Below are 26,938 nucleotides of genomic sequence, written 5' to 3' on the forward strand. Positions count from 1 at the left end.
TCCGGTGGAGAAGAATACCGACGCCTGCGGCCGGTGTGAGATCATCTCCGGTATGAAAGCTCTAACGTCATCGTTCGCTTTAGCTAACCTTGCCCTGCGGGAGGGACGCCAAGAAGATGCCGTTCTGCTATACGCGGCAGCCAGGGAAGCTACGCCTGAACTCAGGACGCACATCGATTTCAACCTGGGCTATTTGGGTCGTCAGCTCCAAGGGGAGGAGAAATCACCAATAGTTGTAGCCTCCACAGAATCTGCGCTTTATAGGGAACGCATTCCTGCTCAGACGGTACTCGTGATTGTTGTGGCGGAGTCGCTTGCAGAAGCTGGCCAGACCGCTCGGTTGTTATCCAGAAGAGCAAGCGTTGCCATCGGTATGGTGGTGCTGATTCAGGGTAATGAAGCGTCTTCAATAGAAACATCTATTGGCGAGATACTCGGTGCCACCAAAGCTAAATATTCACTTATTGTGAAAGCAGGAACATTCCCCGGGGCCAAGTGGCTAGAGAGTGCATGTACAAGCTTGGCCGACGGCGTCGCCGAAGCGGTTTATGCAAACACTGGTCGCCTGTCTGGAGAGTGCAATTTAGACCGGAGCTGGCTAAATTTGTTTGCTTTGACCTCAGCCTTGAGAAAAGAAGTGCTTGAGCAAAATAGAGCTCCTGAATATAGGGTTGAAATTGACTTCCTGCTCGTTGATGTTAGCAGTACAGCCTCCAGCGCTACACAACTCGATCCACCCCAAGAGTCGCTACATATCCTTTCTACCCCCGATCTACATCGTGGTGACTCGTTTCTTTTCACTAAAGACGTATGTGTGGTTATGCCTTGTATAGATGTTGAGGCCGGACGCCGGACGGCGAGGCTGCTTATAGAAAGGTCCGGCTTGCCCGCTGATTTTGTACTGGCGGTCGACACTGGTCGACAAGGTTTTATCCCCACGCTCAACCAGGTTGCACGGCGGAGTTCTGCTCAATATATTGTGTATCTCGCGCAAGATGCGTGGCCTGGAGACGGCTGGTTGCTTAGCGCTTATGACCGAATCCGTCAGGAGAAGACGTCCTTGCTGGCTTTCAACTGTGGCAAGTGGCATGGCAGGGTTGCGGCGTTTGGGATGGTGGAAAAATCCTGGGCCTACAGCCTCTACGGTGACGAAATTCTTTACGGAGGTTACCAATCCCACCGGGCTGACAACGAGCTTACCGTAATCGCTCGTGCACAGAATAGGTTCGTTTATGCACCCGAATGTGTTCTCGTCGAGAATGACTCCGAAAAGGTTTTCCGCCGTTCCGAGCGTGAGGCGGGTCATTTCAGACGGGAGGATGCCAGGTTATTTCGACAGCGGTTCCGTAATGGGTTCTGTGGCCTCGCGGACCGAGCTTATTTGGAGGAGCTTCACGACGAGTACCTGGACTTGCCGGCGCACTACGCTACGGGGCGCAAGGTAGAGATCAACTAACCCGGCGCGCCGGGCATGACGTTTGCGGCCAGGACGGACATCATCGTTCGCATCCAGTTAGACGATATGAACTGTGGTGCTCGCCTGACGTAGGACTGGAACCCCGTTCAAAGGAATTCGTGGATTGCCCGTCCACGGCCTGTTCCGCAATCTGGTGCGGGGTGTGGACTGGTAGAGCCACATTTGAACGTCTGGAGGTTCCAGTCATGAATAAGCGTACTTATATTGGTTTGGATGTGCATGCGCGCAGTGTGAAAGGCTGCGCGATCGACCGTGAAACCGGCGAGATCCTGCGTCAGAGCCTCGCCGACAACGATGCCGGGATCACCGAATGGGTCGCCGCGCTGCCGGGGCCGGTCCTCGTTGTCTATGAGGCAGGTCCGACAGGATTCGGGTTGGCCCGGCCACTGACCGGTGCAGGGATCGAGTGCGTGGTCGCGGCCCCGTCGAAGCTTTAACGGCCGTCCGGAGACCGGGTGAAGACCGATGCGCGCGATGCCGAACATCTGGCCCGGTTGGCCCTGCTGGGACAGATAGACCCGGTTCGGGTCCCAAACCTGGCGGATGAGGCGGCCCGGGATCTGGTGCGTGCCCGCGAGGACGTCCGCGCGGATCTGATGCGGGCCAGGCACCGGATCTCGAAGCTCCCGCTGCGCCACGGCCTGGTCTACTCGGGCGGACAGGCCTGGACCAATGCCCACCACACTTGGCTGCACCGGCAAGGGTTCGATGATCCTGCCCTGCAGGCCGCCTACGAATCCAGCCTTGAAGCGGCCGAACTGACGCTGGAGCGCAGAAACCGTTTGGACGCGAAGATCACGGCCCTCGCCGCAACCGACCGTTATGCGCCGGTGGTCCATGCGCTGATGTGTTTGCGCGGAATCTCAGTGCTCACCGCGTTGGGCCTGGCAGTGGAGATCGGTGATTGGACCCGCTTCACCGGCAGCACTATTGGCGCCTATCGGGGGCTGGTTCCCTCCGAACATTCTTCCGGTGCTTCCCGGTCCCAGGGTGCGATCACCAAGACCGGGAACACTCACGCCCGCCTCCTGCTGGTCGAGGCCGCATGGCACCACCGCCGGCCCTACACTCACGTCAGCCAGGAGATGCGCTCGCGCTGGGACGCAGCCGATGAGGCCTCCCGGGTCCGCGGCCACCAGGGCAACCACCGTCTGCACCGGAAATGGGAACAGTTCGAAGTCCGGCACAATCGCCGGGTCATCGCGAACGTCGCCGTCGCCCGCGAACTGGCCGGCTGGTGCTGGTCCCTCGCCGCCCCCGTCCAACAGGAGCACCCATGGACCGATGAATAGACGTGGCCGTTCCTACCGATCCCGGCGGCTTGGCAGCGTGGAGGAGACCCGCGAAACACCTATGGACAACCGGCGAAACACTGGTGACGCCCGACATCGTTAGACCAGCGGCACCCCTCCAGCCGAACACCTCGTCCTGCGGTAACCAACCCGCGCATATCAGTCTGACAGCGCCGTCGATCATGACGCGCCAGTCACCGGGACCAGACAGCGAACGGACACAAGAAGAGCGGTCCAAGACAAACCAGCCTTGGACCGCTCACCCTTGCCCTCTTGACAAAGAACCCTTACATATCAGGTGTGACGGAGCGTGAGACCGGCGGCGACATCGGGCGGGACCACCCCATCACTTGGCGGGAGCGCCGACGGAAGTCGACCGAGACCCACGGTTGCCGTCCCGTCACCGCCGAGGGGAGCGGCGACGAAAGCGTCCTTAGGTCTGCAAAGTCGATGCCTATCTGATGCTGGAGGCCACGAGGAGCATGATCGCAAAGTCTGTGCCCCGTCTGAGGGTGCGTCGGCGGAGGACGGCATTCTGCTGCAATCCAAGAGAACCCGCCGTAAACCGTGCAAGGGTCCCGGTGATCGCAACGCGCCGATCACGTGCCGGTTACTATCGATAGCCGGCCAGAAGAATCACCGGACCGCCGGATTCCCGGCTTCTAGGAAGGGAGCCTAGCAATCGGCGCGGCCTGCCTGAACGCTGGCGCCGGTGGGAAATCATCTGGGCGGCTCCCGGTTGGCGCTCTGTCCCGCCGACGTGCGGGCCGCCTGTGTACGGCGCTTAAATGGAATGACGAGACCGTTGTGCGTCAACGCACATGTCAGGAGAGTGGGGCGGACGGCGCATCTTGTTACCATTGGGGGCGGTTCATTAACGTCCAAAGAACAGGGAACGCCACCAAACATGTCGTCGGCAAGAAACGAAAAATCAAAGCCACTCACAGATCTAGGCATCGCCCACGGCCGCATCAACAAGGTTGAGGGGCGCCGCGTTACTGGCTGGCTCTACTCGCCGACTCGGGATGTCACGCCTGTTCTCATGGTGGATGGCCGTCCCGCCACCCTCGTTGAATGGCCCGCTCAGCGGACGGACGTTGAAGCTGCCTTGGGGGTGACCGGGAAGACAGGATTTCAGTTTCAGATCGACGGTGCGGCGGTAGGCGCCAGGATCGAGTTGTTTGCCCTTAGCGGCCAGAAACTTCATAAGATCCATCACGAATACGCTGAACACCCGGTCTCGGATCTCAGCGTCTTCCGCCAGCTTGATCGTATTGCCAAGATTTCCCAACAGAGCGACGCAGTCGCGATCACATCCTGGGACGGCGCCCATAATCCGATCGGCAGAGCTAAAGTGCTCTACGATATTGCCCAGACCAGTCGACCTGCGGCGATTCTAACTTATTTATTCGGGGAGTTCGGTGGACGCCTTTGGAAACCGCTGGCTGAGAATGATGTCCCCCTTCTGACTATTCCCTGGGGTGACCGAGCACGCTACCACCGAATGCTTCGTGCGATGAACGTTAACTTTCCGACTGTGTGGATCTGCAAACCGCGCCTGCCGAATTTTGAATTAGCATCGCAGATTGCAGCCGATGATGCAAAGCTGATTCTTGACTTGGACGACAACGACGACCATTTTTCAGAATCTGTTCCGTCGCGGATGAAGATTTACGGCGCATCTGGACTGGGACAAAGCAAGTACTATCAAAACCGCGTTCAGGCTCGAACCGTGGCAAGTATTACGCTCCGCGAATCGTACGGGGGCGAAATTGTGCGCCACGCTCGGGCCGAAGCCCCTGAAACGTCACCGCGTGCGGCAGCGCCCGAAATAGCTTCGTCCGCGGAATCGTCCGATATTTCCGCCAAGCACATTGGCTTCATCGGAACAGTGAGATCTCACAAAAACATACTTGCGGCTGCGAAGTCGATTGCAGTAATCAATTGGCGCTATAAGCAGAACCTGAAGTTCCACGTTTACGGAGACGTGCAGCCTGAAACTCTGAAGAAGGAGCTACTAGAGCACGGCGTCGAACTAAAAGGAATCGTCCCGGCGGCTCAACTGTACTCCGAGCTGTCACGCATGGACCTAGTCCTCACGGGCTTCCCTTCCCCCGACGGCCAAGACGAGGAAGTGACTAGGTATCAGATCACTTCCAAAATCGGGGACGGGCTGGCAGTCAAACGTCCGGTGCTAGTTCCGAACGGTCCCAGTGTGGCAGACCTCGTGGATACCCCTGGTGTCTTTGCCTTTGATGAGGTCAGTTTCCCGCAGAAGGTCGTTGACGCTCTGGCCTTCAGGGGCGATATCTCCCTCCCGCCACAGTTTACGCTGGCCGGTGCGTATAAGGGCTTTGCCTCGGCCGAGGCCGAAGCGTCCAAGCAGCCGCGTGCGGCGGAGGTTTTCGCCAATTCCGTCCTGTGGCAAGATCGCGACGCTGACATCGCTACTCGCCCCAGGATCCTTCTTCTGTGGAAACAGCATGACGCCGGTATATACGGGCGACGCATTGACCAGGTCGCGCGGTCTTATAAGAACCGTTATCCCGACCATGATGTTCGTGTCTTGGAATTGTGGCATGAAAAAAACGGGGAGGAATACGTAAAGCGCTCGTCTAGCCACATGTCTGATGCAGGAAATGTATTGACGTCTGCTGACCGCAAGATCGATAATGTATGTGTTGACGCAGATGGGGTCAGCTACGACATGATCGACTTTAGTTCCAGTGCGGCCTTGGAGGGCCGGGTCTTCCAGTACCTGACTAATCGATCGATGCTTCCGGCCAATACGGTGGTTGTTCTCTTCCCGTTTATTAGATTCTACGAAAAGCTTCAGGATCTTTTCTCTCCGTATACCAAAATTGTCGATGTAGTGGATAACCAGCTCTCCTGGAGTAATCTCAACACTGATCGCGGCCGCCAAATCGCGCTGCAGTACAACACTATGCTGACCAATGCGGACGCTGCAGTGTTCAATTCTGCCGTGAATATGGAGTATTTCGCTGACGCAGACATTATTCCGAGTGATGTCCCCACACACATTATTCCCAACTGGTATGCTCCTCCGGCCGGAATGAGAAGCATCGCTCGTGATCACGGTGAAACTGGCGAGTTCAACGTCGTGTACAGCGGCAATATGAATGACCGAATCGACTGGGACACAATTCGCTCTACTGCCGAGATAAGCGAGAAAATCGTCGTGCACTTGGTCGGTGCGGCAGATAGAGCGCCATCGGGTTTCTTCGAAATTCTGAAGCTTCGGAATGTCCTGTATCACGGACCTCAGACCGAGCGATTCTCGCTTTCGTTGCTCTCCAATGCGCAGTTGGCGATAATGCCACATGTGCCGGACGACGTCTCCAACTTCATGAACCCCATGAAGTTGCACATGTATCGGGCCATGGGTGTTCCCACCATTGCTACTCAGGTCGAAGGAATCGACCCGGATATCGATTCTGTAACCGTGTGCCCGTCTAAAGCCGATTTTGTTGATGCTGTCAGCTTGAAGTTCGCCCAGTGGTCTGATGAGGGAGGGCAGCCGGCGCAGGTCAAACTGCGACGTTCGGCTTCCGTGCACCAGGAGGAGTATCTTCGTCTCATCCAGTCGGTTGCGCCCTGGGGGCCGACCGACTCACGGTCAAAAGACTCTGCTGAGGAAGAAATCGTTAGGGGGCTGGTCAGTACGCTAAGGTCGAGCTGACCTTGAATTCTGACAAAGCGGTTCGAAAGCAATCAGGGACTGGCCCGAACTGGGTTCTTAGACTAGCGTTGCCGCACTGATGGGATGAGTACGTCCGCTATCTGCCGTTGGAAGGCTCCGTCTGCAACAGAGACGGAGCCTTTCTGCGTTCGCTCGCCGCAGTCGGCGGGGAAGTGATTCCCCGTTACCTGCTCATCAACTTTTAGCGTGGTGTCCTTCGGATGAAGGTGCTCTCCGCGGAGTGCGCGGCATGCCTACGGATAGTGGTGGTCGAACCGGTGGAGAGGGTGGGTGCCTGCCCTGACTCCGGGGTGTTTTCATTCCGGATCCAGGCCCGCCCGGTCCACAGCGTTCGGGACGTCTACTGCGGCGGGGCGCCCTTGGAAGTGCTTGTCCGCAAGCGTCGGCTGGCCTGCCTTGGAGAGGGGTGCCCGCGCCGGTCCTTCGTGCATACCACCGATGAGATCCCGCTGCGTTCCCGCCTGACCAGCACGCTGGTGGCCAGTATGGTGGCCGGCCTCTCTGCAGAGCCGCGTGCCGTCTCCAGGGTCGCGGCCTCCTAGTCTGGGGCATCAAGGAATATGGCCGCCAGCCGCCGAAGACCGATCACATCGACGCTTTCCACGGCGCTTGGGCCGAGCTCGAACGCGCCGTCAAAGCGACCAGAATGCGGGCGGCGAAATCCCTACCCCAGACGCTGAAAAACCGGCGCAGGGAGCTCTTAACGTTCTGCCGGGCCAGGGTCACGAACGCTCGCGGCGAGGCGGCGAACCTCAACGCCAAAGACCTCAGACGGGCCACTACAGGCTCCGGAGATTGTTGTACAAGGCAGCGCAACAAGCATGCTGAATACCTGCCGTCGCGCCAAAAGTGGAAGACCCTATAACCGCATTGTAGTTCGCTGGGCTGCGGCAGCCGAGTGCGGGGCGTTTCATTATTTTTGATGGGGGTGACCTTGACAGTCGCGTCGCCGGTGGTAGCCAGGACCTGTATTTCGACCCACCACCGGCAGGCGTCTCGATTGAGCTTGTTCGGTTCGGGCCACGCGGCAGCCTTGACCAGTTCCTCGACGCGTCTCGCTGTCGGTGCGCAGCAGTCAGTTTTCCATGACGTGCCAGACGGCTTTGGAGCTCACCGTCGGGTCGACGACCGAATAGACTTCGTCCAACCGTCCGGCTGCCCTGCTGCAGCTGAGTGTGTTGTTGCCGCGCAGGAGGAGCGTCCGGTGGGCTCAGGCCGGCTGCAGGCTCGCACCGGGAGAGGCGAGCCCGAATTCATCGTCAGCCAAGTAGAGCCTCGAAACCATCCGATGCATCGCGCATGGCTTCCGGACCTTCACCTACTACAGACTCAGGTGCCTCGCCGCCGGAGGCCGCGGACCTGCTTGAGATCACGCTTTAACCATGCCTGGTTAGGCAAGGCGCATAAAGGTTATCACAATAACCAGAATTGCGATCAAGATCTTTAGAGAATCGTGTGTTAGATTCCAATCTTAGAAAACCATTAAAATATTATTTGCTGATCAATATGGCAATCCCGTTTATCGGGCGACTGGGATGAGAATATTACAAATCTCCGAAGATACAAGAATAATCGCGACCTCCAAAGAGCTACGGTATAAAATGCATGGGTCCAGTACACTCCATTGAATACTTCAAGGACGTGAGTTCCTGGTTTGCAAAACGCCAGGCTGGAAAGACCTGCACCACGCGGCGCAATAACCGTGCTTGCATTTGCGAATAGGGCTACCTGGGCAGCATGCTCCATTCTCTCTAACCTAACAAAAATGAATCCTCTATTTCTAAGTGAAAACAAGGCCTCTTCGGAGAAAACAATTCCTCGTTTCTGTCGCATTACCACCACGCGAACACCCGGCAAAAACGCCGAAGTTTCTTCCTTGTAAAGATTCCCACGCAAGAAGTCGATCGCCCATGAAGATCCCGCGTCGAGGGAGTTCCGAAAATCACGCCCAATATTTGTTGCAATAAAATTTTCGGCTTTTATGAAATATGTTGACTTGGATGCATCTGGATACAGGATATTTTCGCGTCGAATGTCGACTGATTCCAGCATTTCGAAATGAAAAGAAGACGGACCGCATCCGGGGCTCCTAGCTAAAGCAGGCTGAACTTGTTCGGATTCCGACTCGTGGATTTGGACATCGCTCTGGTCGTGGGCGGTGGTCGCCCGGGACGGGACGTTCCTCGCTAGCGGCTGCGGGGCGGCTTTGATTCAATGTAGCGTGTATGCATGAATATGCACCCACGGCCTGGGCACCACGAGCGGTTCCGCATCGGAGTCGAGTGGCAGGGCCAGACCGTCGCGTCCCTCGATGTCGTCGGTTCTGCTGTCGCGGACGTATCAATCCGGCCTACGTTAGTGCGCCACGGTGACACTCTTGTCCTTGCCTACTACGACGATTCAAGGCGTCTCACAATCGCCCACAGAACTGTTGGGATCCCGAACTGGAGTTTCCAGGCGATCGATTCGTGCATCGGCTGGGACAGCCACAACTACGTTGACCTGGGTTTTGACAACTCCGGGCGCCTTCATGTAGCGGGCAACATGCATGCATCTCCGCTTCAGTACTGGATCGTTGACCTCACCAATTCATCGCGGGAGACGCGTCGGCTCGACGTCTTATCGAGAGCCGAGAAGGAACAGAGAGTCACGTACCCCAGGTTCCTTCGGGACAATGTCGGAGACTTGCTCTTCACTTACCGTGACGGTACCAGTGGCGACGGAGATTTTGTCTGCCTTCGGTGGGACGACAAAGCAGCCAAATACGAGTCTGTGTCTGATCGCCCACTTATCGAGGGTAAGGGGAAGCGTAATGCCTATATAGACACCAACGCCCCGATTCTGGGGCCAGATGGTGGCTGGCACTTGCTTTGGGTGTGGCGCGACTCTCCGGATGCTGAGACAACCCACACCGTCAACTATGCGCGCAGCGCGGATCTAGTGAAGTGGAGCGATGCTGGTGGAAAGTCGCTCGGCCACCCCCTTGTCGATGATGCCCGCATCGTGGTGGACCCGGTGGGGCCCGGCTGTGGGCTCATCAATAACAACGTTCGTTTGGGATTCCTCCCCGATGGGCGGCCGATGGCCGTCTACCACAAGCGAGACGATCGTGGCTCACAGCAGATATGGGGAGCGGTTTTCGACGGTAATGAGTGGATCAGGCGACAGGTCACTGAGTGGGACTACCGATGGGATTTCTCCGGACTTGGTTCTCTGGATTTCAAACTCGAAATTGGTCCCCCGGTCACGACCGCATCGGGTGTCATAGTCGACGTACGCCGAGACGAAGAGGTGCAGACTTTAGCGCTGAGTGAGTCGTTGTTGGTTACTTCACAGCACTCGGCATCACCTTGGAACCCGCTCCGCCGGTTCTACCGCGACGGTGGACTGTATGACAGGTTGACGCCGGGACACGGCTGGGCGCCGGAAGACTCCGGAGCTGAATGGTTCATGTTGCACACCTCGGTACCTGAACAGCGGGACCAGCAGCCAGTTGGTCAGGCTCCCGCCGCGCAACCATTGATTCTGGTGGAAACGTCCCGGTCAGTCAGCGATTAGCGCGGAGAAGTGGGACGGTCTTTTGCTGCTGCTCCTGCTTGGCCCGGCCGAGGGTGTTGTGCATCACTCCTGGCGTTGCAGGGGCGGTGATAGCGACCCTGCGTTATATAGTGGATCCGTTTGGTTGCGCCATCTGCGCCCAAGACACGAAATTTACTGCGGCTACTGGGGGACTAGTGACACTGCGACTAACCGTGATCGGTACGGGATACCTCGGCGCGACTCATGCGGCATGCATGGCAGAACTCGGATTCGAAGTTCTGGGCGTCGACGTCGACAAAGAGAAGATCGACAGCCTCAGCCGAGGCGAACTGCCCATCCACGAGCCCGGCCTGCCGGAACTGCTGCGGAAGCACACAGAGTCGGGCCGCCTGCGCTTCACCACCTCGTTTGAAGAGGCCGGCGCCTTCGGTGACGTGCACTTCATCGCCGTCGGCACCCCGCAGCGCGCCGGCGAGCACGCTGCCGACATGACCTACGTGGACGCATCGGTGGCAGCGATTGCCCGCGCGGCCACGAAGGACTCGCTGATCGTCGGAAAGTCCACAGTTCCGGTGGGCTCCGCACGTCGCCTGAAGGGCCTCGTCGCGGAAGAAGCGCGCGACGGCGTGAAGGTCAACTTTGCCTGGAACCCCGAGTTCCTGCGCGAGGGCTTCGCAGTGGAGGACACCCTGCGTCCGGACCGTCTGGTCATCGGCACAGACTCGGCCGCCGCGGAGGCCACTCTGCGTGAGGTCTACGCCGACGCCATCAGTCGCGAGACCCCGTTCATTGCCACGGACTTTGAGACGGCCGAACTGGTCAAGGTCGCGGCGAACGCGTTCCTCGCGACCAAGATCTCCTTCATCAACGCATTCTCCGAGGTCACCGAGACCGTTGGCGGCAATATCCGCACCCTTGCGGACGCCATTGGCCTCGACGCCCGGATCGGCCGCCGCTTCCTCAACGCCGGCATCGGCTTTGGCGGTGGCTGCCTGCCCAAGGACATCCGTGCACTCCAGGCACGCGTCTCCGAGCTCGGCCTGGATAGCACCATGAGGTTCCTGAACGAAGTTGACGAAGTCAACCTCCGCCGCCGTGACCGTGCGGTGCACGTCGCCGAAACCCTGCTTGGCTCCTTGGAGGGCAAACGCATAGCCGTCCTCGGCGTCGCGTTCAAGCCCAACAGCGACGACGTCCGCGACTCACCTGCACTGGACGTGGCGGCCAGGCTCTTCAACAGCGGAGCGGACGTCAGCGTCTACGACCCCGCGGCCAACGCCAACGCTGCCAAACGGTACCCGCGCCTGAACTATGTCGATTCGCTGGCCACGGCCGTGGCAGATGCTGACCTGGTCATGGTGCTGACCGAATGGAACGAATTCGTGAACGTCGATCCTGCGGAGCTGGCGGCTGCTGTGTCGCACAAGCGCATGTTCGACGGTCGCAACGTCCTGGACCACGAGAAGTGGAACGCAGCCGGCTGGGACATCGTCTCGCTCGGCCACAAGAGCGAACTGCTGGACCTCGTGGCTGCGGCTAACTAGAGAAGCTGTAGCTACAGACAAAAACTCAGCCCGGTCGAATGAAGCCGATTCATTCGACCGGGCTCGGTTATTTCTTGCTCCCGGGGCGACCTGGAGGGTCGCCTCCACAGCTTAGGAGGCGCTCAGCGCATCACAGCGACGCGTACAGCCTGCCTGTGCTGGTCAGGTGCCATTGGTGTGGAACAGTGCCGAGCATCCCATCCTTGGGGTCCAGGGTCGGCCCCTGGCCTTCCAGACGAAGTGTTCGACGAACGGCATCGCTCGCACCCCGGCCACGGAGGCGCCCCATGAAGTCCTCGTTCTGGGCCCGGGAGTAGATGGAGGGACGCGACGCCGTCGCATCCCAGTCGGCCACCGCGTACACAGTCACCCAGATCGGCTTGCCGTACCTCTCATGCAGTTCAGTGACCTTGTTGAGGAAGTCGTCCGCTTCGGGCCAGGCGTAGCGGTGCACGGTCGTGAAATCGACCCGCGGCCCCTTCTTTTGGCCTTCGCCATGACTCCGCGAGCCAGCGGTTCACGCTACCGTAGGCGCGGGGGAGCCAAGCAGCAGATACTGGCCGGCGGCAAAGGCTAGAGCGAGCGGTAGAGCTCGCCCGTGGGGGTCAGCGACCCGTTGTTCCGGAACAGGGCAGAGGCTCCCATGATGGGATCGCCGTGGACCCTGGTCTTCCAGGCGAAGCGCTCCACGTAGGACATCTCCCGGAGTCCGGCAACGGTTTCCTTCATGAAAGCCAGAATTTCTTTCTCCGTGAACCGGGAGGGCGAGGAGGCCGTGGCTTTCCAATCGGCCACGGCAAACTCAGTAATCCATATTGGCTTTCCGTAGCGTTCATGCAGCTTCTGCACCGTCTTCAGGAATGAGTCTGCACGGGGCGAAGCGTAGGAGTGCATCGTGACAAAATCCACCTGCAAGTCCTTCGCTGCTGCCTGGTCCATGAATTTTTTGAGCCAGTCGCCCAGCGCCTGAAACGGAGCCGGAGACCCCAGCCTGAGGCCCGATTGTTCCAGCTGTGGCCAGAGTTTGATGGCAGTGCCCACTGACATGTCCGCCTGGGCATCATAGTCAGGTTCGTTGAAGCCGAGGAGATGTTTGGCGCCCGTCCACTGTACCTCCGAGCGTACTTGCGCGACGGCTTCCCGCTCCAAAGATCCGCGCCCCCAGATCATCGGCACATATTCAGCGGCTTGCCTCGAAGCCGGCTGGAGGGACGGGTAGCTTGCTCCCCAGTTGTAAAACCAGTCCAAGTCCAGCGAATCTAGCTCACCGAAGTCGAATCCATTAAAACGGGGCATACCGACGCCCTTGCTCGCATATCCGGGCTTGGGCCGGCGGGGTCGCAGCGTGGCTCTCGGTGTGGCTCCTGGTGTGGTCTTAGCAACACTCGGCGCGGGCGGCGCCGACGGCGGCCAGGGCCCGGGTGCCGTATCCGGAGTGCACGCCGCCAAGGCGGCGGCGCCGGTGGCGAGGGGGATGGTGAGAAAGGTCCTGCGGTCCATATGCACCCCCTGGCATCGTGGTCGAACTGGCGCCCATCACCCGGCGGACCGGTAACAGTCGTGAGGGCGTGGTGGTCAAACAGCGCAGTGTGGGTAAAGCACTGTGCTGGCGAAGTACTGCGGCAAACCTGCGTCCTCGGCGGCTCGACCTCCATTGTTTCATGAATGCCCCCGTCGGTTCACCACGGGAATGCGACCGCAGGGCACCGTCGACCACTGCATTTTGCCCGTGGGAGTTGCCGCCGTGAATGGAGCCCGAGCGGCGTGTCAAGGGGTGCATTCGCTATTCCGGCGTAGTGAATTGGTTCGGCCCCAAGATTTCAAAGGCTGGTCGTGAGCGGCGCCGGACATTGGTCCGCGTCCGCTGAGGCGCTTAAGCCGCGCTGAATTCCGCAGTCCGGTAGCCGACGCCCAGTAGCTCCTCGATCGCCGCCACCGTGCGGGCTGCGGCCTTGCCGTCGCCGTAGGGGTTCACTGCGTTTGCCATGGCGGAAAAGTGCGCGGAATCGTGCAGGAGTCGGCTCACCTCGGCAACAATCCGTTCCTCGTCGGTGCCAATGAGCTTCACGGTGCCGGCTTCCAGGGCCTCGGGCCGCTCCGTGTTTTCCCGCATCACCAGGACGGGCTTGCCGAGGCTGGGCGCTTCCTCCTGCACTCCGCCGGAGTCCGTGAGGACGATGTGCGCCCGGGACAGCAGGCGGGTGAATTCGCCGTAGGCCAGTGGCTCGGTCACCAGGACGTTGGCCTTGCCCTCCAGCGCGGGAAGCACGGCCTCGCGTACCACCGGGTTCTTGTGGACGGGAAGCACGATGACAAGGTCCGGCTCGGCGTCGGCGATCCGGGCCAGCGCCCGGCCCACGTTGCGCATGGATTCGCCCTGGTTTTCGCGCCGGTGTGTGGTGACCAGCAGGATCCGGCGGCCGCTCGCGTCCAGTTCTTCGAGCCGGGGGTCCGTGAAGGGGAGCTGCTTGTCCACCGTGGTGAGGAGGGCATCGATCACGGTGTTGCCAGTCACCACGATGTCCTCCGGACTGATGCCTTCCCTTTCCAGGTTTTCCCGACTGGTGGAGGTGGGTGCCAGGTGCAGGCGGGTGATCTGGCTGGTGATCTTGCGGTTGGCTTCCTCCGGAAACGGCGAGAGCAGGTCGCCGCTGCGCAGCCCGGCCTCGACGTGGATCACAGGAATGCCGTGGTAGAACGCCGCGATGGCGGCGGCGGTGGAGGTGGTGGTGTCACCCTGGACGACGACGGCGTCCGGCCGAGTACCGGCGAAGAGCTTCTCCAGCCCGTCAATGGTCCGCGTCATAATGGCCGAGAGGGATTGCCCCTGCTGCAGGATGTTGAGGTCGTGGTCCGGAACGATGCCGAAGAGTTCGTTGACCTGGTCCAGCATCTCGCGGTGCTGCCCGGTGACCGTCACGATGCAGCGGAAGAGCGGAGACTCCTGGAGCGCGCTGACGATCGGCGCCATCTTGATGGCTTCCGGCCTAGTTCCGAAGATCGGCATGATGCTGTGCATGGTCATTCCCCAAGGGTGTGCGAGCGGTTATTAAGGTCTGTGGGCCGGGTTCAGCCGAAGAAAAGGGCAAGCGCGATGGCCGGCACCGCGATGACAACGAAGAGCATGGCCAAGAAAGCCACACGCCGTTTGCGCCGATATGATGCGGCCCGGATGAGCTGCTGGGCTTCTTTTTCCCGGATAGCGGCAGCCTGGGCCGCAGCTTCAGCGGCCGGGCCTGTAGTGTCCCGATCCGGTGCGTCCTCTGTTCCGGCATCCACAATTGGGGCATCCTGCTCGACCGAAGCCTCGGCAAGTGGTTCCTTGAGCGGAAGCGGCACCGCGCCGGGCACCAGGAGGCCGTCCGGGATCTCTGCGTGCATGCGGCGCCTGCGCAGGTGCCGGGGCGCGGCAACCAACGGGGGAGGGTGGTCAGGAGAGTGTTCCAGCGTGCCCTCCTTGCCTCGGTCAGATGCCCGAACCGGCTAACCAATTCAGCCGGTTGAGGTTCAATTGTTACATTTCCGCTCACTGATTGGCGCATTCCGGCCGCAAGGAAGCGTCGATCAGTCCTCCGGTTTCGATCACAAACCGCCGCAGCCATTGGCCCAAATCCAGGTCCGGATGCGAGGCAACCATCTGTACGTCCGCCGTCGTGCACTGGCCAATCAGGCGCCCCGCGCGGGTGAGGTGATAACTGGACGTCACTACGGTGACGGACTTCCAGCCGTTGGCCTTGACCAGGCCGGAGATTGCCAGTGCTTCGCCGCGGGTGTCCAGGTCCGGGGGGCGGAAGCAGATGACGGCCGCGTTGGGGAAGGCGGCCGAATTGCACGCCTCATCCGCCGCCCGGTTGCCGAACGTGTCCGTGTGCGAGATCACGAGGACCGGAACGTGGAAATCGGCCTGGAACTGGCGCGCCACCGGCAGGCGTTCGGACGCCGCGCCGCCCAGCATGATGACGGCGTCCGTCCGGTGCACGCTGAGCGGGTCCACGTTGACGAACAGTTGGAGGGCGATGATCAGCCACAACAGGAGGCCTCCGACGGCGACGGCGAGCACCCTGCGGGTGGCGGTATTCACCGCGGCAACTGAAGGAAGCACGGCTAAGAGTTTGGCACGCGGTTTTCAGGTGGCGAAATGGTGCGCCGGTACTGCGCCAAAACTTGCATAAAAGAATGCGTGATGCAGTTGTGATTTTGGAGATCAAAGTTACTGGGGTGACAGATGTGGATTGCCGTTTATGCTGTAGGCAACTTACGTCGCTCCCACCAACAGGTCTCCACCTGCGGTCTCACCCCTAAGCGAGCAATCTTGCGAAAACTAAACATAGCGGCAACCGTGATTGCCGCCGTGATGCTGGCAGCAACCTTGCCGCAGGCCGCCGTGGCCGCTGTCGAGGTGCCGGCCGCCGGACAGGTGTCCGCCGGAGCGCTGGCGCCGGCGGCTGCCATGCAGACTGGTGCCGTGCCGGCGGTGTCGGATCCAAGCCCGCAGGGGCAGGTGGATGACTTTGTGCGCCCGGAACCTCCCGCAGGCAGGGCAAAGTCCGAGTACACCTACGTCAGCGCGCCGCTGGCCGGCACGTTGAAAACCACATTGGTGACGGTGCAGCTGGCCGACAAGTCTGCCGCCGAAACGGACGCGGCCGTCCCCATGGCGGCGGCGAAGGCCTCGCTCAGCGCCGCCAACCGCTACTGGGCCTACGCCACCGCGGGCCGGGTGGACATTGCGCTGACTTCCTCGCGCCAGCTGCACAAGTCCGCCGCGACCTCCAAGCAGTCGCCGGCGCAGATTGTGGACATCGTCTCCCAGGAGCTGGGCTGGACGCAGAGTTCTTACACGGCACTGGTCATGTTCATCCCCGGCGCCTACCTCACAAACGGCGCCGCGGGCATGACCTACAGCAACGGCAACATCGGCGGCCGCATCCTGATGCCAAAAAACAGCCAGCTCTCCACGCCTGTCCTGGCACATGAGTTCGGGCACGCCCTTGGCATGGACCATGCCAACAGCCTGCTGTGCGGCAGCGGGGCCATGGACGTGGCCTCCGGGCCATTCGCCGGGTTTGCGGATGCCACCTGCAGCATCAAGACCTACGGCGACAACCTGGACCTGATGGGCATCTCGCACTTCGACATCATGCCGGAAATCAGCGCCAGCTTCTGGGAAATGGGCCGGTTCGGCAACGGTAACGAGATCGCCAACCTGGGCACGTTGTCCGCCCCCCGCACGGTGAACCTCAAGCCTTGGGCCGGAACGGGTGCCAACCGCGCAGCGAAGTTCACGGACCCGAAATCCGGCGAGGTCTATTTCCTGGAACTCCGCACCCCGGTCGGTTACGACTCCGTCATTGCGCAAGACGGAAACCGCGGCGTGAAGATCACTCAGCAAGGCGGAGGCAACACCTCGATCCTGCTTCCGCCCAATACCCGGGCAACTGCCTTCAACGGCTACTACAGCAACACCCAGGCCTGGCAGGCCGGCCAGACTTTCACGACGCACGCCGGCACGAAGGTCTCCATTGGCGCTGTCAGCGATACCGCGGCTACCGTGACGATCCGTCCGCCGGGTGCGCCCGCGAAGGGCTCCTTCGACAGCGCAGCCTTCGCGGTAACCTCGTCCGGCGCCACCATCAACATCCGCGGATGGTCGGTGGATCCGGCGGCGGCCTCCACCTCCACCCAGACGCACGTTTACGTCACAGCACCTGACGGGACGACGACGGGCCACGCCTTCACCGCGGACAAGCCGCGCGCCGACGTCAACGCGGCGCTGGGCATCAGCGGAAACCACGGCTTCCAGGAGTCGATCACCGTCAAAGCGGCCGGACAGTATCAGGCCTGCGCCTATGCAATCGGCATCTTCAACAACACAGCACTGGGCTGCCGGACCCTCACCCTGGCCGGCACGCCCGCTCCCGAGGGATCCCTCGATGAGGTCAGCACCGCCATGGTGTCTGGCAAACCGTCCATCAAGCTGCGGGGCTGGGCCGTGGACCGCGGCCAGACCGGCACGTCCATCCCGGTCCACGTCTACGTGACTACCCCTTCAGGAGCCACCACCGGCCAGGCCTTCACCGCCAACGTGCAGCGCCCGGACGTCAACCAGGCTTTGGGGGTCAGCGGCACGCACGGGTTTGCCGTCACCGTCCCGGCGACGGAGACCGGCACGTATCGGGTCTGTGCCTACGCCATCCCCGTCGCCCCGTTTGCTGCCGGTAACACCACCCTGGGCTGCCGCAACGTCCCGGTTGCTGTCAGTGACCCGCCCACCGGATACCTGGATTCCGTGGCGTTCATCAACGCCGGGTCCTCGGCGCGGCTGGACGTCGCAGGCTGGTCCTTCGACGCCGGCGTACCGTCGGCGTCGATCCCCGTCCAGTTGAGTGTCACGGCGCCCGACGGCAGCACCAAGTCAGTGACCACCACCGCCAATGCTGCCCGGAGCGACGTCAATGCCGCCATGGGGATCGCCGGTTCGCACGGGTACCAGACATCCGTGAGCGTGACGAAGGCCGGTACGTACCGCGTCTGCGCCACCGGAATCGCGGTCGCGACCCTGACCAAGGGCAACGGCTTCCTGGGCTGCGTGAACGCTACGGCGACCCTTGCTGCGCCCCCGGTCGGCTACGTGGACTCCATTGTGGTCCAGACCAGGACGCCGTCGGCGGTTATCACGGCGTCCGGCTGGACGTACGAACCCGGTACACCGGCGGCCTCCAACGCCGTGCATATCTACGTCACGGGCCCGGACGGCAAGACCAAGGGCTACCCCTTCACCGCGAACGGGACCCGGCCGGACGTCAATGCCGCGTTTTCGCTGACCGGAAACCACGGATTCCAGAACAGCATCCCGATCACCCTGTCCGGCCGCTACCGCGTGTGCGCTTACGGCATCTCCGTGAGCCCGCTGAGTGCGGGCAACACACTGCTCGGCTGCCGGGATGTGGTTGCGCAGCCTGCCGCCCCGGTGCGGGGCTACCTCGACACCGCCCGCCTGTCCGGGACCAGCACCAATAAATCGATCGTGGCGACCGGCTGGGCCATGGATCCGGGGTTCACGAGCCAGAGTGTTCCGGTCCGCGTCACTGTGAAGTCACCGGATTCGAGCTCCAAGAGCTACAGCGTCACGGCCAACATCTACCGGCTGGATGTGAACCGGGCACTGAACGTGAGAGGTAACCACGGATACCGGGCCGCGCTCCCCATCAAGGCCCGGGGCAAGTACACGGTCTGTGTCTCCAGCGCCGGCGCCGGGGTCCTTCGGACCGGGGTTTCCGCGCTGGGATGCCAGACCCTGACCTACTGACGGACCGGAGGGTTCCTTCGAACCCTCCGGCCCGGCACGGTCAGTCCCTCGCGGTAGCGTAGGGCTGTGCCTGAAACTGTGCCCGAACCTGTGCCCGAAACCGCTGTCCCCGAAACGGCTGTCCCTGAAACCGCCGTGCCCGATGCCCTGCCCGCGGACGCCGCACTGACCGTTGCCGGCCTCTCGGAGTCCCAGCTGCTGGGACGCATCTTTCCGCGGCTCACGATCCCGCAGCCCAATGGCGGACCGGCGGCGGCGTCGTACTTGCTGCTGGGGCCGGGGGACGACGCCGCGATTGTCGCCGCGCCGGACGGGCGGACCGTGCTGAGCATCGACACCCAGGTGGCGGACCAGGATTTCCGGCTCGAATGGAACAACGGCTACCGGACCACCGGGTACGACGTCGGCTGGAAGGCCGCGGCGCAAAACCTCAGCGACATCAACGCCATGGGCGCCCGGGCCACGTCCGTTGTGGTCAGCCTGACCATGCCGCCGGAGACCCTCGTCTCCTGGGTGGAGGATTTCGCGGACGGCCTCGTGGCCGGCATCAGGGGGCTGGGGGCTGCGGCCTGCGCGGTGGCGGGCGGCGACCTCGGCCGCGGCCGCGAACTGGCGGTCAGCGTGGCGATCCTGGGGACCCTTGACGGCAAGGAACCCGTCCTGCGCTCCGGGGCCCGGCCGGGGGACACCGTGGCCCTAGCGGGAACCGTGGGCCGGGCCGCCGCCGGGCTGGCGTTGCTGGAGTCGAGCGTCCCGGTGGGCGCCCTGACCGCCGGGCAGCGTTCCCTCCTGGACACCCAGTGCAGGCCGCAGCCGCCGCTCGCCGCCGGACCGCTGGCCCGTGAGGCGGGGGCGTCCGCCATGATGGACATCTCGGACGGCCTGGTCCGGGACGGAAACCGCATGGCGGCCGCCAGCCGCGCGGTGCTGAACCTGGACGCCGCCGCCCTGAAGGAGCTGGCCGCCCCGCTGCTGCCGGCGTCGGAGCTGTTGGGGGCAGACCCGCTGGCCTGGGTCCTCGGCGGCGGTGAAGACCATGGGCTGCTCGCCACTTTCCCGGCAGGGGTTCCGCTCCCTCCCGGGTTCACTGCGATAGGCTCGGTAGAGGCCCCTGCACCAACCGAAAGCACGGGAGTAACGATCGCGGGCAGGCCCGCTGACGCTGTGGGATGGGATCACTTTGCAGACTAAGATTGCCGCCAACGCGCAAGCGATGAAGCGGTGGTTGGGCAAGGCGGAAACCACGCTCGGCAACCACAGCGACCGCCTGAACGCCATCAATATCTTTCCGGTAGCCGACGGCGACACCGGCACCAACCTCTACCTGACTGTCCGCGCCGCGGCCCACGCCGCGGACGCCGCCGTGCCGGGACACCCGGACGGGGCGGCGCACGCGGCGCCGGACCCGACCCTGCATGACGTTGGCGCCGTCCTGGCGCAGGCCGGCCAGGTTGCCATGGAGCAGGCCCGCGGCAACTCGGGAACCCTGTTCGCCGTCTTCCTCTGCGCTGCCGCCGAACCCCTGGCCGGGCACACCCGGATCAGCTCACCCCTGCTGGCTGCGGCCCTGAACCGGGCCCAGATCCGGGCCTGGTCCGCGCTGAGTGATCCCGTGCCCGGCACGATGCTCTCCGTCATGGAGGCTGCCGCCCGGGCCGCGGCCGCGGTGGACTCCGCACACGACGGCGATGACAGCAACCAGACCCTGGGCCTGGCCCTGGACGCCGCCGTCGAGGCGGCCCTGGCCGCCGTGGTCCGCACGGAGGAGCAGCTCGCTGCCCTGCAGGCCGCCCACGTGGTGGACGCCGGCGGCGTGGGCATGCTGCTCATCCTGGACTGCCTCCGCTCGGCCGTGCTGGGCGAGGAGCTCCAGAGCGAACTGCTGGACGGACTGCACGGCTACGACGTCCAGGATCCGCATATCCACGTCGGCATGCCGCGCGACGAAGGTGTCGAAGTCATGTGCACCATTTCCCTGTCCCCGCTGGACGCCGCCATGATGCGCCAACGGCTCGACGAAATGGGCGACTCGGTGATCATGAGCCAGGTCGGCGGCGGCGCCGACGCCGCCGGGCTCTACCGCTGGCGCGTCCACGTCCACGTCCTGGATGCGGACCTCGCCGTCGCGCTGATCCGTTCCCTGGGCGAGCCCACGGAGCTTTCCGTGAGCGAGCTCGCAGTCCCGCGCGACCCGGAGGCGCCGGCCGCCACCGTTGCCGCCACCGCAGCCCCTACAGTTGCCACTGCGCGTGCCGCCGAAACCCGAAACCCCGACGGACATGCACGCTGAACTTGAACTGGGCCTGGAGCGCCGCATCGGCAAGCGCTCCGCGGCTGTCATCGAAAAACACCTTGGCATCACCACTGTCGGCGGGCTCCTGAACTATTTTCCCCGCCGCTACCTCAGCCGCGGCGAGCTCACACCCATCAGCGAGGTCCCGCTGGACGAGGAAGTGACGCTGATCGCCCGGGTGGTCTCCAACAGCACCCGGCCCATGCGCGCCCGGCGCGGTTCCCTCACCGACGTCGTGATCTCCGACGACGCCGGCGGTGCCGCTTCCACGCGGGCCGCCGGCGCACTGCCGGGCACACTCAAGGTCAGTTTCTTCAACGGGTTCCGGGCCAAGGCCGAGCTGCAGCCGGGCCGGCGCGCCATGTTTTCCGGCAAAGTCACGCGCTACGCCGGATCCCTCGGCCTGACCAACCCGGATTTCCTGCTGCTGGACGAGGACCCCGAAACACCGGGCATTGACCCCGAGAAGCTCGCCGCCATGCCGATCCCGGTGTACCCGGCCACGGCGAAACTGACCAGCTGGTCCATCCAGAAGGTCATCTCGACGCTGCTGGACACCGTGGAACTGGAAACCCTCGGCGACCCGCTGCCCGCCGAGATCGCGGCGCGGGAGAAGTTCCTGCCGGTCGCGGACGCCTACCGGCTGATCCACGCCCCGCAAACGCCGGCGGACTACCAGTGGGCCCGCGACCGGTTCCGCTACCAGGAAGCCCTGGTGCTCCAGTCGGCCCTGGCCCGCCGCCGCGCCCAGCTCGCCGCCGAGGAAGCGACCGCCCGCCGCCCGGCACCGGGCGGGCTGCTGCCCGCCTTCGACCGCCAGCTCCCGTTTACGCTGACCGCCGGCCAGACCGCCGTCGGCAAGACGCTCTCCGACGAGCTCGCCCAGGACTCGCCCATGAACCGGCTGCTGCAGGGCGAGGTGGGCTCCGGCAAGACGATCGTGGCGCTGCGCGCCATGCTGCAGGTGGTGGACGCCGGGGGACAGGCTGCCCTGCTGGCCCCCACCGAAGTCCTCGCCGCCCAGCACTATGAATCCATCCGGCGCACGCTCGGACCGCTCTCCCGGGACGGGATGCTCGGCGGGTTCGGCCCGGACGCCGTCCAGGTCACCCTGCTCACCGGCTCCATGCCCACCGCGGCGCGGAAGCAGGCCATGCTCGACGCCGCCTCCGGAACGGCCGGAATCGTGATCGGCACCCACGCCCTGCTCAGCGACAACGTCTCCTTCTACGACCTTGGCCTGATCGTGGTGGACGAACAGCACCGCTTCGGCGTGGAGCAGCGCGACGCCCTCCGGGCCAAGGCCAGCAAACCGCCGCACCTGCTGGTCATGACCGCCACCCCGATTCCCCGGACCGTGGCCATGACCGTGTTCGGCGACCTCGAAACCTCCGTGCTCGATGAGCTCCCCGCCGGCCGCGCCCCCATCTCCACCCACGTGGTGGGGCTCGCGGAACACCCGGGGTGGGCCACCCGGATCTGGTCCCGTTCGCGGGAGGAGATCGACGCCGGCCACCAGGTCTACGTCGTTTGCCCCAAGATCGGCACGGACGACGACGGCGACTTCACCCCGGCCGAGGCCGAACCGTCCGCCGCAGACCTCGAAGGCGACAACGGCGCGCGGGAACTCGCCTCGGTCACCGGCGTCGTGGAACATCTCCAGGACGAACCGGCACTCGCCGGGGTACCCGTGGCGCCCCTGCACGGCCGGCAGGACCCCGTCCTGAAGTCCGAAACCATGGCCTCCTTCACGGCCAACCAGACCAAACTGCTGGTCTCCACCACCGTGATCGAAGTCGGCGTGGACGTCCACAACGCCACGCTCATGGTGATCCTGGACGCTGACCGCTTTGGCATCTCCCAGCTCCACCAGCTGCGCGGCAGGGTGGGCCGCGGCGGACTGCCCGGAACCTGCCTGCTGGTCACCACCCTGGAGCCGGGCCATCCGAGCCGGCGCCGCCTGGATGCCGTAGCCGCAACCACCGACGGCTTCGAACTGTCCCAGGAAGACCTCAAGCTCCGCAGGGAAGGCGACATCCTGGGCGCCTCGCAGTCCGGCGGGCGCTCCACGCTGAAGCTGCTGCGCGTCCTCGAACACGAGGACGTGATCGCCCGGGCCCGGCAGGACGCCCAGCGGATCGTGGCCGCCGATCCCGCGCTGGCGGGCCAGCCCCGGCTTGCGGCCGCGATCGATGAATACCTGAACCCCGAGAAGGAGGCGTTCCTTGAACGCGGCTAGGACCACGAGCCAGGCAAACACGTCCGCAGGGGTCCGCGCATGAGCCGGATCATTGCCGGGGCGGCCGGCGGCAGCACGCTGAACAGCGTGCCCGGGAACCTGACACGGCCCACCACCGACCGTGTCAAGGAGGCCCTGTTCTCCAGGCTGGACGCCTTCAACGTCATCGCCGGCGCCCGCGTGCTCGATCTGTACGCGGGATCCGGCTCGCTGGGGGTGGAGAGCGGCAGCCGCGGCGCGGACTCCGTGGACCTGGTCGAATTCGACGCCAAGGCAAGCGCCGTCTGCCAGCGGAACGCCGATCTTGTCAACACCGTCACGGGCCGCAAGGTGGTCTCCGTGCACCGCTCCAAGGTCGAATCGTTCCTCGACCGGGCCGCCGGCTCCGCGATCTGGGACCTGGTGTTCCTGGACCCGCCCTACCCCCTGGACGAGCCGGCCCTCGCTGCCGTGCTGGCCAAGCTGGTGCCGCACCTGGGCGAGGGAGCGGTCGTGGTGGTGGAACGGTCGTCCCGGAGCCCCGAACCGGCATGGCCCCAGGGCATGGAACGGTTTGCCGAGAAGAAGTACGGCGAAACCCGGCTGTGGTTCACCGAGCCCGGCGTGGAAGCCGCGGACGCTGTGGAAGCCGTGGACCTGGAAGCAGGGGACTAGCCGGCCAGCGCGTCCAAATCGACGCCGGCGAGCAGCCGGGCCGGATGCGGACCGCGCGCCGTGAGCGCCGCCGTCCAGACCTCCGGCCACGGCCCCTGCGTCCCGGTCAGGATGATGTTCCCGGGGAACCGGCCAGTGAACATTCCGGCCTCCGCGAAGGCCGAGACGTCGGCCATGGCCCGGCGCATGGCCGCGATCTGGCTCCGGACCAGGGTCAGTCCGGGTTCGTCGCCCACGTTGACGATCAACACGCCGCGCGGCGTCAGCCGGGCCGCCGCCTCCTGGTAGAACCCGGTACACGCGATGTGTTCCGGCGCCTCCGGCCCGGAGAAGATGTCCAGGATCACGACGTCGAAGCGCAGGTCCGCCGGAAGCCCGGCGAGAGCGTCGCGGGCATCGCCGATCACCGTGTGCAGCTCGGTTCCCTCCGGCAGGGGCAGCTGCGCGAGCACGAAGTCCAGCAGTTCCCGCTCCAGCTCCACGGCGTACTGAACCGAGCCGGGCCGGGTGGCCTGGATGTAGCGGGCCAGCGTCAGGGCCCCGGCGCCCAGGTGCAGCGCCGTGATCGGCTCGCCCCACGGGGCGGCGAGGTCCACCACGTGCCCGATCCTGCGCAGGTATTCGTAGAAGATGTCCGCGGGGTCGGCCAGGTTGACGTGGGACTGCTCGGCGCCGCCGATGCTCAGCACGAAGCCGCCGTCGGTAAAGGGATCCGGTTCGACTACGGCGTGCTGCCCGGTGGTCCGCAGGAACCGCGAGGCCCCGGGTTGCTGCCCGGCCATGTTCACAGCCTGTCGCGCAAGGTCGCCAGCCGCTCGGCGGCCTCCTCCAGAACGTGCAGCTGCTTGCAGAACGCGAAGCGGAGCAGGCTGCGGGTGCGTTCGGCGCCGTCGGCGTGGCAGAAGACGGGCACCGGGATCGCGGCGACGCCCACGAGGGCCGGCAGCCTGCGGGCCAGCTCCACGGAATCGGTGATCCCCAGCGGTGAGGTGTCCACGTTGACGAAGTAGGTCCCCTGCGGGGTCAGCACGTCGAGGCCGGCCGCGCGCAGTCCCTCGCTGAGGATGTCGCGCTTGTACCGGAGGGTGTCGGCGATGCCGGCGTAAGACTCGTCCGGAAGCCCCAGGCCCACCGCGATCGCGGCCTGGAAGGGCGTGCCGGAACTGTAGCTCAGGAACTGCTTGACCGTCCGGGCGGCGGCCACGAGCTCCTCCGGCCCGGAGAGCCAGCCGATCTTCCAGCCGGTGAAGGAGAACGTCTTGCCGGCCGAGGAAATGGTCAGCGTGCGCTCCGCCGCCCCGGGCAGCGTCGCGATCGGGATGTGCCGCACACCGAACGTCAGGTGCTCGTACACTTCGTCGGTGACGATGACGGCGTCGTATTTCGCGGCCAGTTCGACGACGCGCTCGAGCACCTCGCGGGGGAACACCGCTCCGGTCGGGTTGTGCGGATTGTTGATCAGCACCACCTTGGTGCGGTTGCTGAATGCGGCCTCGAGTGCGGCCAGGTCCGGCATGAAATCCGGGGCCAGGAGCGGGGCGGTGACATGCGTGGCGCCGGAGAGCCCGATGATGGCGCCGTAGGAGTCATAGAACGGCTCGAAGGTGAGCACTTCATCTCCCGGACCTACCAGCGCGAGCAGGGCCGCGGCGATGGCCTCCGTGGCGCCGGTCGTGACGATGATTTCGGTCTGCGGATCCGGGTCCAGCCCGTAGAACCGCTGCTGGTGCACCGAGATCGCCTCCCGCAGCGGCAGGATGCCCTTGCCGGGCGCATACTGGTTGGCTCCGGCGGCGATCGCGGCCTGGGCGGCCTCCTTAATCTCCACGGGGCCGTCCTCGTCCGGGAAGCCCTGGCCAAGGTTGATGGCGCCCGTGCTCAGGGCCAGGGTGGTCATCTCCTCGAAGATCGTCACGCCCAGCGAGCCATCGGGGGAGAGCAGGTTGGCGCCGGTTGCGGCGCGCTGCCACGGCAACGGCATGAGGGGGCTCATCGGGTGCCCGCCTTCTCGTCCCGGCCGGTGAAGCTGTCCATGGTGGTGTAGATCCCAAAGACCTTTCCGCCCACGAAGTCCCACGCCCGCACCGGCAGTATGCCCTTGAGTACTTTCCCCAGCGTGGCCATGGCGGGGGCGATCAGCAGCGGCCGCCCGGCGGCCGTAGCGCGCCATGCCCTGTCCACGGCGTCCTCGGGCGTCATGAGCGGGGTCAGCAGGGGACCGCGGGCTCCCTCGAACATGCCGGTGGAAATGTAGCTGGGGCAGAAGGTGGTGACTTTCAGGTGGCCGTAGCCCTGCTGCTCAAGCTCGAGCCGGAGCGAGTCGCTCCAGCCGATGACGGCCCATTTCGAAGCCGCGTACACGCTCATCCGCGGATTCGAGACCGTGCCGGCGGCGGAGGCAACGTTGAGGACCCGGCGCGGGCGGCCGGCGGCGGCCATCATGTCCGGCAGGAACTCCAGGGTGACGTACATGGGGGCGAGGGCGTTGATGTCCATGGTCAGGGCGATGTCACGGTCCGGGGCGTGGTCCCAGAAGTACGCGCCGCGGACAATCCCGGCGTTGTTCACCAGCAGCGCCAGCGGCCCCTCGGCCCGGGCCTCCCGGGCGGCGCCGGCAATCGCGGCGCGATCCGCCAGGTCCACCGTGCGGGGGACGGCGCGGGCGCCCAGAGCGGCAACTTCAGCGGCGGTGCCGGCCAGGGCATCGGCGTCGACGTCCCAGAGGATCACCACCCCGGCGCCTTCCCGGGCGGCGCGGAGGGCGTAGAGCCGGCCCATGCCGCTGGCGGCACCGGTGACCAGGACCACGCCGCCGTCCACGGTGAAAGGCGGCGCAGCGACAGGCCGCACAGTGAAAGGAGAAGTCGCG

The 26,938-nt window shown here is 63.9% G+C and carries 22 protein-coding genes; 12 read left to right on the top strand and 10 right to left on the bottom strand.

The annotated features are described in order from the left end of the window. Positions 1–4 precede the first annotated feature (4 nt). The 4 genes from AC1DNG_RS16070 (at position 5) to AC1DNG_RS16085 (ending at position 6,469) form a co-directional block, all read left to right on the top strand. Positions 5–1,456, top strand: a complete 1,452-nt coding sequence (locus tag AC1DNG_RS16070; RefSeq protein WP_476887764.1) for a hypothetical protein — start codon at positions 5–7, stop codon at positions 1,454–1,456. Positions 1,457–1,662: 206 nt separating this feature from the next. Further along, positions 1,663–1,914 (top strand): hypothetical protein, encoded by a 252-nt coding sequence (locus tag AC1DNG_RS16075; protein WP_476887765.1) that lies wholly within the window; start codon positions 1,663–1,665, stop codon positions 1,912–1,914. Between the two features lie 18 nt (positions 1,915–1,932). Next, positions 1,933–2,769 (top strand): IS110 family RNA-guided transposase, encoded by an 837-nt coding sequence (locus tag AC1DNG_RS16080; protein ID WP_476887766.1) that lies wholly within the window; start codon positions 1,933–1,935, stop codon positions 2,767–2,769. 712 nt (positions 2,770–3,481) lie between these two features. Further along, positions 3,482–6,469: a glycosyltransferase family protein gene (locus tag AC1DNG_RS16085; protein WP_476887767.1), complete on the top strand. Its 2,988-nt coding sequence runs from the start codon at positions 3,482–3,484 to the stop codon at positions 6,467–6,469. Positions 6,470–6,786: 317 nt separating this feature from the next. Here the strand turns inward: AC1DNG_RS16085 and AC1DNG_RS16090 are convergent, their stop codons facing one another. Continuing rightward, a complete protein-coding gene (locus AC1DNG_RS16090; RefSeq protein ID WP_476887768.1) occupies positions 6,787–6,921 on the bottom strand; it encodes a hypothetical protein in 135 nt (44 codons plus the stop codon). A gap of 158 nt (positions 6,922–7,079) precedes the next feature. Here AC1DNG_RS16090 and AC1DNG_RS16095 point away from each other — a divergent pair, with 158 nt between their 5' ends. Then, positions 7,080–7,355: a transposase gene (locus AC1DNG_RS16095; protein WP_476887799.1), complete on the top strand. Its 276-nt coding sequence runs from the start codon at positions 7,080–7,082 to the stop codon at positions 7,353–7,355. A gap of 617 nt (positions 7,356–7,972) precedes the next feature. On the opposite strand, the gene AC1DNG_RS16100 is transcribed toward AC1DNG_RS16095, so the two are convergent. Next, positions 7,973–8,542, bottom strand: a complete 570-nt coding sequence (locus AC1DNG_RS16100; protein ID WP_476887769.1) for a glycosyltransferase 61 family protein — start codon at positions 8,540–8,542, stop codon at positions 7,973–7,975. 177 nt (positions 8,543–8,719) lie between these two features. On the opposite strand from AC1DNG_RS16100, the gene AC1DNG_RS16105 reads away from it, so the two are divergent. Continuing rightward, the gene (locus AC1DNG_RS16105) at positions 8,720–10,048 is read left to right on the top strand and encodes a BNR repeat-containing protein (protein ID WP_476887770.1); all 1,329 of its coding nucleotides are present in this window, start codon (positions 8,720–8,722) and stop codon (positions 10,046–10,048) included. Between the two features lie 182 nt (positions 10,049–10,230). Then, complete coding sequence (locus tag AC1DNG_RS16110; RefSeq protein WP_476887800.1) at positions 10,231–11,574, top strand: UDP-glucose dehydrogenase family protein; 1,344 nt, start codon at positions 10,231–10,233, stop codon at positions 11,572–11,574. Between the two features lie 130 nt (positions 11,575–11,704). Here the strand turns inward: AC1DNG_RS16110 and AC1DNG_RS16115 are convergent, their stop codons facing one another. The 5 genes from AC1DNG_RS16115 to AC1DNG_RS16135 all read right to left on the bottom strand — a co-directional run bounded on the left by AC1DNG_RS16115 (position 11,705) and on the right by AC1DNG_RS16135 (position 15,676). Beyond that, a complete protein-coding gene (locus AC1DNG_RS16115; RefSeq protein WP_476887771.1) occupies positions 11,705–12,028 on the bottom strand; it encodes a glycosyl hydrolase in 324 nt (107 codons plus the stop codon). A 119-nt stretch (positions 12,029–12,147) separates the two neighbouring features. After that, on the bottom strand, positions 12,148–12,870 hold the full coding sequence (locus AC1DNG_RS16120) for a glycosyl hydrolase (protein ID WP_476887772.1): 723 nt from the start codon (positions 12,868–12,870) through the stop codon (positions 12,148–12,150). 577 nt (positions 12,871–13,447) lie between these two features. Next, a complete protein-coding gene (gene wecB, locus AC1DNG_RS16125; RefSeq protein ID WP_476887801.1) occupies positions 13,448–14,593 on the bottom strand; it encodes a non-hydrolyzing UDP-N-acetylglucosamine 2-epimerase in 1,146 nt (381 codons plus the stop codon). A gap of 50 nt (positions 14,594–14,643) precedes the next feature. Next, positions 14,644–14,955 carry a hypothetical protein gene (locus tag AC1DNG_RS16130; protein WP_476857245.1) on the bottom strand — a complete coding sequence of 104 codons (312 nt, stop codon included), beginning with the start codon at positions 14,953–14,955 and terminating at the stop codon, positions 14,644–14,646. A gap of 145 nt (positions 14,956–15,100) precedes the next feature. Further along, a complete protein-coding gene (locus AC1DNG_RS16135) occupies positions 15,101–15,676 on the bottom strand; it encodes a YdcF family protein (RefSeq protein ID WP_476887773.1) in 576 nt (191 codons plus the stop codon). Positions 15,677–15,886: 210 nt separating this feature from the next. Between AC1DNG_RS16135 and AC1DNG_RS16140 the strand changes: the two genes are divergently transcribed. The 5 genes from AC1DNG_RS16140 to rsmD all read left to right on the top strand — a co-directional run bounded on the left by AC1DNG_RS16140 (position 15,887) and on the right by rsmD (position 24,069). Further along, entirely contained in the window at positions 15,887–18,883 is a 2,997-nt protein-coding gene (locus AC1DNG_RS16140; protein WP_476887774.1) for a hypothetical protein, read from the top strand. Between the two features lie 165 nt (positions 18,884–19,048). Then, positions 19,049–20,074 (top strand): thiamine-phosphate kinase, encoded by a 1,026-nt coding sequence (gene thiL / locus AC1DNG_RS16145; RefSeq protein WP_476887802.1) that lies wholly within the window; start codon positions 19,049–19,051, stop codon positions 20,072–20,074. Between the two features lie 22 nt (positions 20,075–20,096). Next, entirely contained in the window at positions 20,097–21,173 is a 1,077-nt protein-coding gene (locus AC1DNG_RS16150) for a DAK2 domain-containing protein (RefSeq protein ID WP_476887803.1), read from the top strand. Next, on the top strand, positions 21,163–23,415 hold the full coding sequence (locus tag AC1DNG_RS16155) for an ATP-dependent DNA helicase RecG (RefSeq protein ID WP_476887775.1): 2,253 nt from the start codon (positions 21,163–21,165) through the stop codon (positions 23,413–23,415). The genes AC1DNG_RS16150 and AC1DNG_RS16155 overlap by 11 nt, the downstream gene beginning before the upstream one ends. Positions 23,416–23,454: 39 nt before the next feature. After that, positions 23,455–24,069: a 16S rRNA (guanine(966)-N(2))-methyltransferase RsmD gene (rsmD, locus tag AC1DNG_RS16160; protein ID WP_476857249.1), complete on the top strand. Its 615-nt coding sequence runs from the start codon at positions 23,455–23,457 to the stop codon at positions 24,067–24,069. Here the strand turns inward: rsmD and AC1DNG_RS16165 are convergent. From AC1DNG_RS16165 to AC1DNG_RS16175, 3 genes are read right to left on the bottom strand one after another with little or no spacing between them, the layout of a single operon-like run. Then, positions 24,066–24,851, bottom strand: a complete 786-nt coding sequence (locus tag AC1DNG_RS16165) for a spermidine synthase (protein WP_476887776.1) — start codon at positions 24,849–24,851, stop codon at positions 24,066–24,068. The genes rsmD and AC1DNG_RS16165 overlap by 4 nt on opposite strands. A 2-nt stretch (positions 24,852–24,853) precedes the next feature. Then, positions 24,854–26,062 (bottom strand): aminotransferase class I/II-fold pyridoxal phosphate-dependent enzyme, encoded by a 1,209-nt coding sequence (locus AC1DNG_RS16170; RefSeq protein WP_476887777.1) that lies wholly within the window; start codon positions 26,060–26,062, stop codon positions 24,854–24,856. Further along, on the bottom strand, positions 26,059–26,919 hold the full coding sequence (locus AC1DNG_RS16175; protein WP_476887778.1) for an SDR family NAD(P)-dependent oxidoreductase: 861 nt from the start codon (positions 26,917–26,919) through the stop codon (positions 26,059–26,061). The genes AC1DNG_RS16170 and AC1DNG_RS16175 overlap by 4 nt, the downstream gene beginning before the upstream one ends. Between the last annotated feature and the right edge of the window lie 19 nt (positions 26,920–26,938).

The organism is Arthrobacter sp. 01T425 (assembly GCF_056398725.1).